We start from the raw sequence: 12188 nt of genomic DNA on the forward strand, positions 1-12188 counted from the left end.
GGAGGGATCGTCCTTGTCTTCCCTGGATATCTCGCCCAAGCCGCTCGGCGGCGACGTCGCGCCAAAAATCCGGCGCCTGAACCGGCTTCCCGTGATCGTGGCAATCGTGCTCGCAATCCTGTTCTTTGCCGTCATCATCTACGGCCTCTCGACCCGCGGGCTCAATCTCCGGGGCAATGACGGGATCGGATCATCGTCGGGATCTTCGCCGGCGCGCGATTTCGCCGACCAGCTCAAACGCGGAATTGGCAATGGGGTGATTGACGCGCCAATAGAACCATCAGTGTTCCGGCCGTCCCCCGCTCCGGTGACCGCCACGCCACCGGCCAATCCGTTCAAGCCGGCACCATCCGGCGCTACACAGGCACAAGCACCCGAACCGGCGCTCGAACCGGAAGCCGTCTGGCGCGCCCGCCTTCAGCGAGAGCAGGAGGAACAATATCTTCGCGAGCGGCATCGTCAGCGCCTGGCTCGCCTGCAGGCAAACGACGCCGCCTATGATTCCCCGATCGCTACAAGCATAGGCGACCACGGCACCAAGGAAGCTGGGCAGGGCGCCGCCGCCGGCTCCGACGGCGCGAACTCACCTCGTTCGGCCGCGGATCTGTACGCCGCAGCAATGCGGGCCGGGCTTGGCGGCCAGACCGGCGTGGACGCGAACGGGCAGGGCGCCAAGACCGATTTCTTCAATCGGGACCTCAAGGACCTCGGTTATCTGCCAAATCAAGTCGTCCCGCAGATGTCGCCTTATGAATTGAAGCGGGGCGCGGTCATTCCGGCAACACTCATCACCGGCGTGAATTCCGACCTGCCCGGCCGCATCTCGGCCCAGGTTTCACAGAACGTCTATGACAGCGCCACCGGCCATCGCCTGCTCATTCCGCAAGGCGCGAAATTGTTTGGCCGCTACGATTCGAAAGTCACTTTCGGCCAGCGCCGGGTTCTCGTCGTCTGGACCGACATCATCTTCCCGGACGGCGCCACCTTGCAGATCGACGGAATGGCCGGAACAGATGCCGAAGGCTATGGCGGTTTCAAGGACCGCGTAAACAACCACTATCTGCGCATCTTCGGATCCGCGATATTGGTGGCCGCGATCGGCGCGGGCGTCGATATGGCGATCCCCGAGGATCGCAATACGCTCGGTTCCGAAAACAGCGCGGAGAACGCGGCACGTCGATCGTTCGCCGAAACCTTCGGGCGCGTGGCGGAGCGCACCATTTCGAAAAACATCGACGTTCAACCGACATTGGAAATCCGGCCGGGTTACAAGTTCAACATCCTCGTTGATCAGGACATCGTGTTTCCAGGGAGCTATCCGACGAGATAGTTGCTAGTGACGTACCGCTTCTCCCGCCGAACTTTGCGTTCCTGAGCAGTGAATAGCGGTATCAAAAGTGGAGCGAGAACAGCGCAATCGTTGAGAAAAATCCGAATTCTGATCTCGCCGTTTTCGGTACAATAGAAATCCGTACACAGTTTGCGGACACTCTTGGCTCCGATTTGGCCACTTGCAAACCACCGCGACCGACTGTCTGGAAAACGGTCGTATTCCGGACACCACTGCCGGTCTCATTGCGAGCTTCATCATCGGCATCGTTGCCTCGCTCCTTGGCTTAGCCGGCGGCGAATTTCTGATCCCGACTTTGGTGTCGCTGTTCGGCGCCTCGCGCGGGCAGCCTTTCCTTAGCGGTGAGCCTGCCGACGATGCTGGTGGGCTTTACCCGCTACAGCCGCGACCAGAGCTTTCGGTCATCCACCGCAATCGCGGTTTCCTGCTGGTCATGGCCGTCGGCTCGATCGTCGGCACGTTCATCGGCGGGCAGCTGCTGGGTATTGTCCCGAATACGTTTCTACTTCCGGCTCTAGCTGCGATCCTCGTCATTTCAGCGATGAAGATCTGGCGGCATACCTAGACAAGTGTTGCGTCAATCCGTTCTTTCTGCTCAGAATCTCTGTTGATGGGGATGGAGTTCCCCGAAACCGCCCGCAAGGGCTGATGACTCCTACCGCAACACCATGGCGGTAGGCGCGCATCCAAAACGCAGCCCGCCGTCCGGCGGGTTTTTCATGCCCGCCCCAACCGAAAGGAGCGCGCATGTCGTTTACTACCTGTCTGATAGTCATGGTTGGGGGCGCCTTTGGCACCCTGGCCCGCTATGGCGTCTCAGTGCTGGCTCTGCCCATGAGCCGTGAGTTGCCGTGGGGAACCATCGTCACGAACATCACGGGGTCATTTCTCATCGGGCTGTTCGGGACGCTAACCCTTGCCCAGGGGCGCTTTCCGGCCTCAGAAAACCTCCGCCTCTTCGTGATGATCGGCTTCTGCGGCGGCTATACGACTTTTTCGTCGTTTAGCCTGCAGACGTTCGACCTGCTGCGCCAGGGCGCCATGACGCGGGCGGCCGTCAACATCTTGGCATCTGTGGCGCTCTGTGTCTGCGCTGTGGCGCTGGGCCACTTGGTTGCCGCGCATTTCAACGGCGGCGCTGCACAGATCTCACAGATCGACCTCGAGGAGGAGGGTGAAACAGCGCCAGCACAGAACTCCTGATGAAAGACAACACCGGCAGCGTGCAATGAACATGCGGCAAGTGTCTGAGGTCGGCCCCGCACGGCGCCGGCGGCCGGCACGGAACCGAGTGCAGGCGAGTTGTCGGTGGCGAGCGACGCCGGGGACTGTCGAGCATGCCGATAAATCTGCAAATCTGGGGGGTAGCCGGTCTTGCCACCCTGGGCGTTATCGCCCGGCCGTTCGGGTTGCCGGAATTCATCTGGGCGGTCCTCGGCGCCCTGGTCATGCCGCCGGCATTGATCCTCGCTCTTGGGACGCTTTTCCTGGAACCGCGCTGATTGTCTCTGTGAAGCCCCGTCCGGATCAACTCGCCGCCGGCGGCACGGTGACGGCATTTTCCTCCTGGGCGGCAAACACGTTCTGGGCGTAGGCGTCCAGAATTCCTTCGCACCTGGCCAGCCACTCCCGCGCGTCCTTTGCCAGCGGGGCGGTGTAAAAATCGTTTTTCTCGATTTTGGCGAACCAGGTCTTGAACTTGGCGTATTCCTGCTCGTTTTCCTCCAGCTCGGCATAGGTGAAATGCTTCACGCGCGTCTCCTCGGCGATCTCGCGCTCATAGGCATCGCATTTGCTGATCAGCTCCTTGTACTCCTCGTCACGATCGGCGTTGAAGCGCCGTACGATTTTGTCTTCCTCGCGAGCATCCAAACCGGCCGTGGTCATCAGCACGGCCTCGCCGTCCATCTCGGCGATCTCGTTTTCCAGCACCTTCAGGCGCCGCAGATGGTCATCGGATTTCGGCAGCAGGCACACGCCGCCCTGCATGTAGACCGCGCCCATGCCTTTGAGCTTGCGCCACACCGCGATGCGCTTGCGCGCCGGCTCCGGCGGCACTTTATAAGTCAGCAACAGCCATTCGAGTGTTTTCACGGCTCACCTTGTCTGTTACGGTCGTAACATGACTATCGAACACAACGCAGCAAAGGTCTCGTCCCTACCATACGCGTCGGCCATACCAATGGCAGGCCCGGTGGTGGATGGCCAGTCCGATGCGGTTAGAACAACGCCACGGCGTATCGCGGTCGGCTTGCTGGCGATCGCGAGCGTCACCTGGCTGGTTGTCCGCGAGGGTGATCTCGCGGCCTATCCCGGCGGCAATCTGGTTTTGGCGTGCGGTATTTTCATCGTGCTGTCGCGCGTCCTCCCCCATTGAGAGTGTCATCAGCATGATCCGCGCGTTTCACAAACCTTGGCGATTCTGGCGCCGCACCGCAAAGACCCTGGTTGGCGGCGTCGGTCTGGTTGCCGCCGGGTTAGCCCTTTGGGCAGCCTTTGTTCAGCTCACTCACAATGTTCATGTGGTTGAGCCTGGGGCGCTCTACCGCTCTGCCCAGCTGTCGCCCACGATGCTGGATGAAATGATTCAGGCGCACCACATCCGCACCGTCATCAATCTGCGCGGCGCCGCCCCAGGCGAAGCCTGGTACGATCAGGAAGCGGCAGCCGTCCACGACGCCGGCGTGACCCTGGTGAGTTTGCCAATGTCGGCGAATCGCGAGCCTGACGGTGCACTGCTGGCCGATTTGATTCAGACGCTGCGCACGGCGCCGCGCCCGATCCTGGTTCATTGCAAGTCCGGCTCGGACCGGACCGGTCTGGCGGCTGCGCTGTTCGAACTGCTGAATGAAGGCAAGACGGCGGCGGAAGCCGATAACCAACTCTCATTCCGCTATGGGCATTTTCCATGGCTGACCAGCCGTACCGGCGCCATGGACCGCACGTTTCAGCGCGTCGTAGAATCCCGTCAAACTGTCCTCAAAGTGCCCGCCGATGCCTCCCTACAATAACCTTCGAGAACGCGGCCGATCTATTATGACAAGCCTGCGGGAATCCGGACTCCTGCCGATTGTCGCCGTCTTCCTGGCTGGGAGCCTGATCCTTGGATTTGGCTTCTTGGCCGAAGAGGTCCTGGAGGGCGACACGACTGGCTTCGACATGGCGGTGGTCATGGCATTGCGTAGCGGCGGTAACCCCGCCGATCCCATTGGGCCGGCATGGGTGGAAGAGATGGGCCGCGATGTCACCGCGCTCGGCAGTTTCGCCTTTCTTGGCTTCGTATTCGTAGCCACGGTCGGGTACCTTTTGCTGATGCGCCAGCGCGCGTTAGCTCTGCTTATGAGTGTCGCCGTACTCGGTGGCGTCATCATTAGCACCGCACTCAAGATGGGCTTCGACCGGCCACGCCCCGACATTCCCCACGCCGCGCGCGTCTTCACAGCCAGTTTCCCAAGCGGGCATGCGACGCTGTCAACCATTACCTTCCTGACGCTTGGGGCGCTGCTAACCCGCGTCAATACGCAACCGCGCATCAAAACCTATTTTGTCGCACTGACGGTGTTTCTAACTGTCATGGTTGGTCTCAGCCGCATCTATCTCGGGGTGCACTATCCGACCGATGTGCTGGCCGGCTGGTGTGTCGGCGCGGCGTGGGCGATTCTGTGCTGGGTTGGCGCGCTGTGGCTTCAAGGGCTTGGCAATATTGAGCAGCCTCATGTACCGCCGCCTTCATCAGCAGACCACAAACCACGAAAGGTATAGCAATGATTTCATGGGCAACGGCGGCGCCGGCCGTCACAGCGGCTTTCCTAGCTTCGCTGGTCGAAGTGGTCGAGGCGTTCACCATCGTGCTGGCGGTGGGCACCGTGCGTGGCTGGCGCCCGGCGTTGACGGGAACCGGGGCAGGGCTGGCCCTGCTGGTGCTACTGGTACTCGCGCTCGGCCCACTGCTCAACCAGGTGCCGCTGCACGCGTTGCAGCTGGTCATCGGCGTGCTGCTGCTTCTGTTCGGCCTGCGCTGGCTGCGCAAGGCGATCCTGCGCTCGGCCGGCGTGCTGGCGCTGCATGATGAAGCCAAGGCCTTCGCGGCCGAGGAAAAGAGTTTGCAGGAGGCCGCGCACCGTCAAGACGCACACCTCGACTGGATCGCGGGCATCACCGCGTTCAAAGCCGTGGTGCTGGAAGGGCTCGAAGTGGTGTTCATCGTCATTGCGGTCGGTGCGGGCAGGGGGCTGCTAGTGCCGGCGGCGTTCGGCGCGATCGCCGCCTGCGTGCTGGTGCTGCTGATCGGGGTGCTGGTGCACAAGCCTCTGGCGCGGGTCCCTGAAAACACCCTCAAGTTCGGTGTAGGCATCATGCTGTCGGCGTTCGGGGTATTCTGGACCGGCGAGGGGCTGGGGGTGGACTGGCCCGGCCGCGATCTGGCGATACTGGCCTTCGTGGCGATCTTCCTTGTGGTTGGCCTGGTGACGGTGAAACTGGCGAGGCGCCCAGCTATGGAGACAAGAGCATGAATGTGGTGACGCTGATCCTGCGCGAGTTGGTGGGCATGTTTATCGATGACGAGTCCTTGGCCATTGCTGTTCTGGGAGTGGTGGCGGTAGCTGCCACGCTGTCAAGCTGGCTGGCAGTTCCGGGGCCGATCGTCGGCGCTGTGCTCCTTGTCGGCTGCGTGGTCGTGGTGATGGCCAGCGCTCTCAAAGCCAGCCGAAAGAGCCGCTAGAGCAGGATCCGCTCCACCTCGTCGAGGTTCACGTCGTCATTCCGGCGGTCATAGAGTTGGGTGGTCCGCGTCGAGGAGTGATTGGCCATCTGTGCGGCACGCTCCAGCGTGCCGCCATTCTTCAGGTAGGCGGTGATGCCGGTGGCCCGGAAGGTGTGATTGCCAATTTTGGCAAGAATGCCGGCCGCCGCCGCGCGACGCACCACCATGTGGTAGGCGTTGTTGCGGGGCAGGGCGGTCCGGGTCAGACGGCCGGTGCCTCGACCAATGGTCGGGAACAGCGGCGCTGTTAGGTCCGCGCTCACGCCGGAGCGCTCGAGGTAAGCGTGCAACGCGGCTTCGAGGTTGTGGTGGCAGGGCATTTCATGCCGCTTGCCACCTTTTTCGTGTTGCCTCACCCATAGGCGCTTGTTCTGGTAGAACACGTCGCCGACCTTCATGCCGACGGCCGCGCCGACACGGGCGAAGCTTTGACCATCAAGCTTATCAGCGCCCGATCGCGCAGCCCTATGGGTGTGTCATCCTCAATGCTGTCGATCAGCTGGCGGGCTTCAGCCGGCTCGAGCACCGGCGTTTTGCCTCGCTTGGCGCTAAATTTCGGGCCGCGCACCGCTGCCGCAGGGTTGAGTCGCACGATTTGCTGGATGACCAGCCAGTCGAACAGCGCTCGGATGGCCGCCAGGTGCTGTTTGACGGTTGGCGCCGAGTGACCATCGCCCAGCTCTTGCACGTAAACGCCGACGTGAAGCGGCTGCACGTCATCAAGAGTGGTTAGGCCGGCAGCTTTGCACCAGGCAATGACGTTGCCGATCGTCGTCCATAGGATTTCCGGGTGTTCACGTTGCTGTGGTGGTTCAGGAAGAATTCCAGCACGCGGGTCTGCGCCAGCGGACCGCTGTCGCGGATCAGGTCCGGGAGGTCGTTCGCTTTGAATGTCACCAGCTGCGTCATGGTGCGAGCATACGGCCATTCTATATAACATAAAGGACATTATGTTATATAAGATTGGCCTCTCGACGAGTGGCTTGTCGATTTCAGCAATCCTCTGCCAAATGAGCAGAGAACGATTGCCACACCAGTCGCGATGGTGGCGATGGCATCTTGTGGACTGGCGTCACAACTCAGTGACGCAGCAATCGTAGATGGCCGCCAGCTCGTCTGCCTTGGCACTTGCAAGCATGAACGCATCAAGCGGGAAGGCGTGGTCTTCAGCCTCGTCTATTTCGTCGCCGGTTGTCGCCATGACCCAAACCGACCAGAAATGCTCGGTCAGGGGTTCTTCGGTCGCGTCGATAAGGCCCTGTGAGCCGTCTGGATAATGGCCCGTGCGGGCGATAAAGACTTCGTAGCTGATGTTCGTGGTCATGCGGATTCCTCCCGATGTTGCCCTGGCGCGACCATCGCGCCCGGTTCGGCCACAGATGGGAGCCGCAAACCGCCGCCGGAACGGGCGGGCCAGGGGTCAACGGCAACCCGGGAGTGCAGCGAATTGAGCGGCAGCCGATTGACCACGGCAGGTTTTGGCTCATGCCGGCTGAAAACCGGGGTGAGGGACTTCCAACGGAGGAACATGACCGCCAGCTCGGCACATCGCTCTTGGCTTCGCGGATAGGGGCCAAGCCACCTCAGCCTTTCTAGGGCTTCGCAAGCGACCGGCGGCCGCCATGTGGCAATGATATTCTGGCCAAACAACGGTAGTGGCGATGATTACTGGTTGTTTTTTGTGGCCATCAATTCATTGCAACTCGCTGATTTCGTGCCGCTGCTTGGCAGCGAAATACCGAAACGACACGGCATGACGCAGGTTGTTGAGGCGATCTTAACCCCGGATGAGCTATGGAACCATCGCAAACCTACACGCATTCAGCGAGACAGGCGCGCCTTTGATCTCTCGTCGGCTCGGCAAATCTTGTCGCGCTGGAAGCACCAAGGTCGCCTTTCTTCTGGAGAGGGTAAATGAGTAGCGAGAGCGGCAGTAAAGCGCCTGCCAACGCCGAGTCGAGCGTAGTCGACGTGGCGATTGTCGGCGCTGGATTGGCCGGCACGACAATGGCAATTGTATTGGGAAAAGCCGGGCGCAAGGTGGCGCTGATCGATCCGCACCGCGTCCATCACGACGAGTTCAGGGCCGAGAAAACTCGCTCGGAGCAGATGCAACTGTTCGAGAAGATCGGCCTCGGTCGTGTCGTTGGGGGCCTCGTCACCCCGACGCCCGAAATTCTTGTCTTCCGCTTGGGCCAGTTCTTCCAACGCAAGCTGGATTCGGAGTTCGCTTTCTCCTATGGCCCGCTGGTAAACGGCCTGCGCGAGGCCCTGCCGACCGAAGTGCCGCTGACGGTGGGCAAAGTCGCCGAGGTCTCGACTGGACCGGACCGGCAGCGCCTGGTGCTGGTCGACGGCGCCGTCATCAATGCTAGACTCTTGGTAGTGGCCACCGGCTCCGGCGAGGCAATCCGCCGTGCAATCGGCGTGGAGCGCGTCGAGGAATCGAAGGCGCATTCCCTGGCGATCGGATTCGACCTTGCGATCTCGCCGCAGGAATTTGGCTCTCAGTGCCTCACCGCCTACCCTAGGAATATCGTGCACCGCATTCCCTTTCTTACCATCTTCCGGATCGGTAACCGGATGCGGGCCAACATGTTTTCCTACCGGACCGTTGCCGACCCGTGGACGCAAGCGTTTCGTGCGAACCCGCAACAGATGCTTCTGCAAATGATGCCGGAGATCGCCGCGCAATGCGGCAACTTCGCCGTCGCTAGCCCGGTCGAGCTCAGGCCGGTCAGCCTGACGACCACCAGAAACCACCGCCGCAGCGGCGTGGTCTTTATCGGCGACGCGTTCTCCACGACATGCCCCGCGCAAGGCGACGGTATCCGCCGGGTGCTTACTGATGTCGATCGCCTGTGCTCGACCTACATCCCCGCCTGGCTGGAGACGCCTGGCATGGGCATAGAGAAGATCTGTGCTTTCTACGACGACCCGATCAAGATTGCCGCCGACGCTAGCGCCATGCGCTCCAGCCTCTATGCCAGGGCAATCACCACCGAGGCCGGATTGGAGTGGCGAATCCGCCGGCTGCGCAACAACACCGCTCGCCAGCTCATGATCGTCGCCCGCAAAATGCGTCATCTGGGACAGCGGCGGACAACGGCTATCCGTGAGGCAACCTGAAGTCATGCGGCCAAGCGTTCGCGGCTGTTCGCGAATGCCCGAATTCAAGTGAATGCAATCGCCAACGCAGTATTAGGAGCGACAGGCACTCCGGCTTTTCGAGATTGATTCCGATCCATCACAGAGCGCATAGCTAGCAGACTGATGCCGTAATGCGCGAAAACGGAGCTGTCGTTCCATCAAATATGCTATGCTTCCTGTCAAGGGGTATGTATTAGCGCCATATGCAGTCCAGTCGTTTGCTCGAAGTGTTTCTGGCCTTTCTTCGTCAGGGTTTGACAGCGTTCGGTGGTCCCGTTGCCCATTTGGGATATTTTCGCGCCGATTTCGTTGAACGGCGAAAATGGCTGACCGAAGCGACTTATGCGGACCTGGTCGCGATGTGCCAGTTTTTGCCCGGTCCCGCCTCCAGTCAGGTCGGGATGGCCATCGGTTTGCTGCGGGCAGGCTATGCGGGATTGCTCGCCGCATGGATCGGCTTCACGCTCCCGTCGGCCATCGCCATGACGCTGTTTGCCTACGGCGTCAGCCAATGGGGCGATATTGCCGGATCAGGCTCGCTCCATGGCCTCAAGGTCGCGGCTGTCGCCGTGGTCGCGCTCGCGGTCCTCGGCATGGCGCGGTCGCTGGCACCAGACCGCATGCGGGCATCTGTGGCGGTCGCCGGCGCCGTGCTTGTCACCGCCTTACCCGGAGCGTGGGGCCAGGTCTCCGCAATCATGATGGGAGGGCTGTTCGGTCTCATTTTTCTGCACCGCGAAGTCAGAAACGACATCGAGGATATGCCTGCATTCGGTTCCCGCTCTGTGGCCATTGGCGCCCTTGCCCTGTTCTTCGCGCTGCTCATCGGCCTGCCCTTCCTCGCGGCGGCCACGCACAACCAGGCCGTCCAGCTGGTGGCCGCATTCTTCAGGGCCGGGTCGCTGGTTTTTGGCGGCGGCCATGTCGTGCTGCCGCTGCTGCAAGCCGATGTCGTCGGCACCGGCTTGATGACCAATGATACCTTCCTGGCAGGTTACGGTGCGGCTCAAGCGGTGCCTGGGCCGCTGTTCACCTTCGCGGCCTATCTCGGCGCGATGGTCGGGGCGAATGGCAACGGATGGCTGGGGGCGGCCCTTTGCACCGTGGCGATATTTCTACCGTCGATGCTGCTCATCGTCGGCACCGTGCCGTTCTGGGATGCCTTGCGTCGCAAACCCATCGCGCAGGCCGTTCTGGCTGGGGTCAATGCTGCGGTCGTCGGGCTTCTGCTGGCAGCTCTATATTACCCGGTGTGGACCTCGGGGATTATGAATGAACGTGATTTCGTCCTTGCCGCCGTGGCCTTCCTGCTTCTATTCCTGTGGCGGTTCCCGCCATGGCTCGTCGTCATCCTGTGCGCGATCGGAGGCGCGGTGCTGGCGTGAAAGAAGCTGTCTTTGAGGGTGCTACAGTGATCGGCGCCGGCGCGGCGGGCTTGGCTGTCGCACATGCGCTGGTAAAGGCCGGGGTGGCGGTCCAGATCATCGAGAAGGAGGATGTCCTCGGTGAACCTTGGCGCAGGCGCCACAAGCACCTGCACCTGAATTCACACCGCGACCTGTCAACGCTTCCCGGCGTTGCCTATCCGGAGGGAACACCGGCCTTTCCCTCGAAACATGCGGTCATCCGTCATCTGAAGGAATTCACCGACACCCACAGGCTGCCGGTGGAGGCTGGTGTGGCCGTTGATGAGATCATGTTCAACGGCGATCATTGGGCCGTGCAGACCAACACCGGCTTCCGCCTGACCCGTCACGTCGTCGTCGCCACCGGGCGCGATCGACAGCCATACATTCCGGAGTGGAAAGGGACGATGGAATTCACCGGCCGGATCATCCATTCGGCGGATTTTGGAGATGCGAAGGACTACGTGGGGAAAAAGGTGCTTGTCGTCGGCGCCGGCAACTCGGGTTTCGATGCGCTCAACCACCTGGCGGGTGTCAATGCCACAAGAATCTGGTTGTCTGCGCGCACTGCCCCCGCGATCTTGCCCAAACGAATTGGGAAAATTGCAGTGCACAGGCTTTCGCCGATCATCGCCAGATTGCCATTGTGGCTCGCGGATGCGGTGATAACGGGCCTTCAGCGTATCGCCTTCGGCGACCTGCGAAGGCTCGGTATGGCGGTACCCTCCTCCGGCGGGGTGAGCCGCCTGGCCTCCGAAAACATCGCAATCGCGACTGATGATGGCGCCGTGCACGCCATCAAGAACGGGAAAATCATTGTGCTGCCGACGGTTCGTGAGTTTACCCGCGACAGCGTGATCCTGGCGGACGGGTCGTCAGTCTATCCGGATGTTGTGATCGCCGCGACCGGCTACAGGCCGGGGCTTGAGCACTTGGTCGGCAAACTTGGCGTCCTCGATGGTAGAGGCGTTCCGCTGTTCAATAGCGGCATGACTGATCCGAAATTGCCCGGCCTCTGGTTTACGGGAATGCGGCCCAACATTCGCGGCTGCTTTGCCAATGCACGGATTCAGGCGCACGCGATCGCCGCCAAAATCAGGAAGCTGGGACCACAGCCGCGAAGGTTAAACAGAACGACGAAATTCGTTGCGTTGAAAGGACTGTGTCGAGTTCCAGGGCGTTACATGAACTCGCTGGCGCGTCTCGACCAGTTCGAACCAATACCCGAGTTCTTGGGCGAGACTCGCTGCACCGTAGCGTGCAGTGGCAAGGCCGCCGCACCATTCCGGTCCGTCCATCGCAAAAGTGGCGATGATGACGTGGCCCCCGCCCTTCAAGGCTCGTCTTAACCGGGCCACGTAGGCGCACGGTCCGGCTTTTCGGTGAGGAAATGAAACGCAGCACGGTCGTGCCAGATGTCGTAGGTCTCCGCTGGCGTCCACCTCGTGGCGTCGGCAACGAGCCACCGGTCTGGTCGGCCCGTGCGCCAAGGCGGGCTCTGGCGCCCTTCAGGGCG

General features: G+C 61.4%; 13 protein-coding genes, 3 pseudogenes and 1 riboswitch. Of the genes and pseudogenes, 13 read left to right on the forward strand and 3 right to left on the reverse strand.

Translation table 11 applies throughout. The features are described 5' to 3' along the window. Positions 1–13 precede the first annotated feature (13 nt). The 4 genes and pseudogenes from trbI to GA829_RS34735 all read left to right on the forward strand — a co-directional run bounded on the left by trbI (position 14) and on the right by GA829_RS34735 (position 2853). Complete coding sequence (gene trbI, locus GA829_RS34720; protein WP_258052454.1) at positions 14–1330, forward strand: IncP-type conjugal transfer protein TrbI; 1317 nt, start codon at positions 14–16, stop codon at positions 1328–1330. Positions 1331–1496: 166 nt separating this feature from the next. Next, a pseudogene (locus GA829_RS34725) lies at positions 1497–1916 on the forward strand (TSUP family transporter); the annotation flags it as partial. Between the two features lie 38 nt (positions 1917–1954). Next, positions 1955–2016: riboswitch (Fluoride riboswitch) on the forward strand. 82 nt (positions 2017–2098) lie between these two features. After that, on the forward strand, positions 2099–2554 hold the full coding sequence (gene crcB, locus GA829_RS34730) for a fluoride efflux transporter CrcB (protein ID WP_195180295.1): 456 nt from the start codon (positions 2099–2101) through the stop codon (positions 2552–2554). Positions 2555–2688: 134 nt separating this feature from the next. Beyond that, positions 2689–2853 (forward strand): hypothetical protein, encoded by a 165-nt coding sequence (locus tag GA829_RS34735; protein ID WP_195180512.1) that lies wholly within the window; start codon positions 2689–2691, stop codon positions 2851–2853. Between the two features lie 25 nt (positions 2854–2878). Here GA829_RS34735 and GA829_RS34740 read toward each other — a convergent pair whose 3' ends face one another. Further along, positions 2879–3409 (reverse strand): Chromate resistance protein ChrB, encoded by a 531-nt coding sequence (locus tag GA829_RS34740; protein WP_308462368.1) that lies wholly within the window; start codon positions 3407–3409, stop codon positions 2879–2881. Positions 3410–3533: 124 nt separating this feature from the next. Between GA829_RS34740 and GA829_RS34745 the strand changes: the two genes are divergently transcribed. From GA829_RS34745 to GA829_RS34765, 5 genes are read left to right on the forward strand one after another with little or no spacing between them, the layout of a single operon-like run. Continuing rightward, complete coding sequence (locus GA829_RS34745) at positions 3534–3728, forward strand: hypothetical protein (protein ID WP_195180297.1); 195 nt, start codon at positions 3534–3536, stop codon at positions 3726–3728. A 13-nt stretch (positions 3729–3741) separates the two neighbouring features. Further along, entirely contained in the window at positions 3742–4362 is a 621-nt protein-coding gene (locus tag GA829_RS34750) for a tyrosine-protein phosphatase (protein WP_195180298.1), read from the forward strand. 25 nt (positions 4363–4387) lie between these two features. Beyond that, complete coding sequence (locus tag GA829_RS34755) at positions 4388–5113, forward strand: phosphatase PAP2 family protein (RefSeq protein ID WP_195180299.1); 726 nt, start codon at positions 4388–4390, stop codon at positions 5111–5113. 2 nt (positions 5114–5115) lie between these two features. Beyond that, positions 5116–5865, forward strand: coding sequence for a COG4280 domain-containing protein (locus GA829_RS34760; RefSeq protein WP_195180300.1), 750 nt, complete (start codon positions 5116–5118; stop codon positions 5863–5865). Further along, positions 5862–6074 carry a hypothetical protein gene (locus tag GA829_RS34765; RefSeq protein ID WP_195180301.1) on the forward strand — a complete coding sequence of 71 codons (213 nt, stop codon included), beginning with the start codon at positions 5862–5864 and terminating at the stop codon, positions 6072–6074. The genes GA829_RS34760 and GA829_RS34765 overlap by 4 nt, the downstream gene beginning before the upstream one ends. On the opposite strand, the pseudogene GA829_RS34770 reads toward GA829_RS34765, so the two are convergent. Together GA829_RS34770 and GA829_RS34775 are read right to left on the reverse strand one after the other, a co-directional pair. Next, a pseudogene (locus GA829_RS34770) lies at positions 6071–7025 on the reverse strand (tyrosine-type recombinase/integrase). The gene GA829_RS34765 and the pseudogene GA829_RS34770 overlap by 4 nt on opposite strands. A gap of 163 nt (positions 7026–7188) precedes the next feature. Then, entirely contained in the window at positions 7189–7440 is a 252-nt protein-coding gene (locus tag GA829_RS34775) for a hypothetical protein (protein WP_195180302.1), read from the reverse strand. Between the two features lie 300 nt (positions 7441–7740). Between GA829_RS34775 and GA829_RS34780 the strand changes: the two genes are divergently transcribed. The 4 genes and pseudogenes from GA829_RS34780 to GA829_RS34795 all read left to right on the forward strand — a co-directional run. Next, entirely contained in the window at positions 7741–8034 is a 294-nt protein-coding gene (locus GA829_RS34780; RefSeq protein WP_195180303.1) for a hypothetical protein, read from the forward strand. Then, on the forward strand, positions 8031–9245 hold the full coding sequence (locus tag GA829_RS34785; protein ID WP_195180304.1) for an FAD-dependent monooxygenase: 1215 nt from the start codon (positions 8031–8033) through the stop codon (positions 9243–9245). The genes GA829_RS34780 and GA829_RS34785 overlap by 4 nt, the downstream gene beginning before the upstream one ends. Positions 9246–9469: 224 nt before the next feature. After that, the gene (gene chrA / locus GA829_RS34790; RefSeq protein ID WP_195180305.1) at positions 9470–10651 is read left to right on the forward strand and encodes a chromate efflux transporter; all 1182 of its coding nucleotides are present in this window, start codon (positions 9470–9472) and stop codon (positions 10649–10651) included. Next, positions 10603–11775, forward strand: a pseudogene (locus GA829_RS34795) (flavin-containing monooxygenase); the annotation flags it as partial. The gene chrA and the pseudogene GA829_RS34795, both read left to right, overlap by 49 nt. Positions 11776–12188 lie beyond the last annotated feature (413 nt).

Source organism: Mesorhizobium sp. INR15 (assembly GCF_015500075.1).
Lineage (GTDB): Bacteria > Pseudomonadota > Alphaproteobacteria > Rhizobiales > Rhizobiaceae > Mesorhizobium.

Coding starts and splice junctions, on each gene's coding strand:
- crcB (WP_195180295.1), top strand. CDS start 2,099: ATGTCGTTTACTACCTGTCTGATAGTCATGGTTGGGGGCGCCTTTGGC.
- GA829_RS34735 (WP_195180512.1), top strand. CDS start 2,689: ATGCCGATAAATCTGCAAATCTGGGGGGTAGCCGGTCTTGCCACCCTG.
- GA829_RS34745 (WP_195180297.1), top strand. CDS start 3,534: ATGGCAGGCCCGGTGGTGGATGGCCAGTCCGATGCGGTTAGAACAACG.
- GA829_RS34750 (WP_195180298.1), top strand. CDS start 3,742: ATGATCCGCGCGTTTCACAAACCTTGGCGATTCTGGCGCCGCACCGCA.
- GA829_RS34755 (WP_195180299.1), top strand. CDS start 4,388: ATGACAAGCCTGCGGGAATCCGGACTCCTGCCGATTGTCGCCGTCTTC.
- GA829_RS34760 (WP_195180300.1), top strand. CDS start 5,116: ATGATTTCATGGGCAACGGCGGCGCCGGCCGTCACAGCGGCTTTCCTA.
- GA829_RS34765 (WP_195180301.1), top strand. CDS start 5,862: ATGAATGTGGTGACGCTGATCCTGCGCGAGTTGGTGGGCATGTTTATC.
- GA829_RS34775 (WP_195180302.1), bottom strand. CDS start 7,440: ATGACCACGAACATCAGCTACGAAGTCTTTATCGCCCGCACGGGCCAT.
- GA829_RS34785 (WP_195180304.1), top strand. CDS start 8,031: ATGAGTAGCGAGAGCGGCAGTAAAGCGCCTGCCAACGCCGAGTCGAGC.
- chrA (WP_195180305.1), top strand. CDS start 9,470: ATGCAGTCCAGTCGTTTGCTCGAAGTGTTTCTGGCCTTTCTTCGTCAG.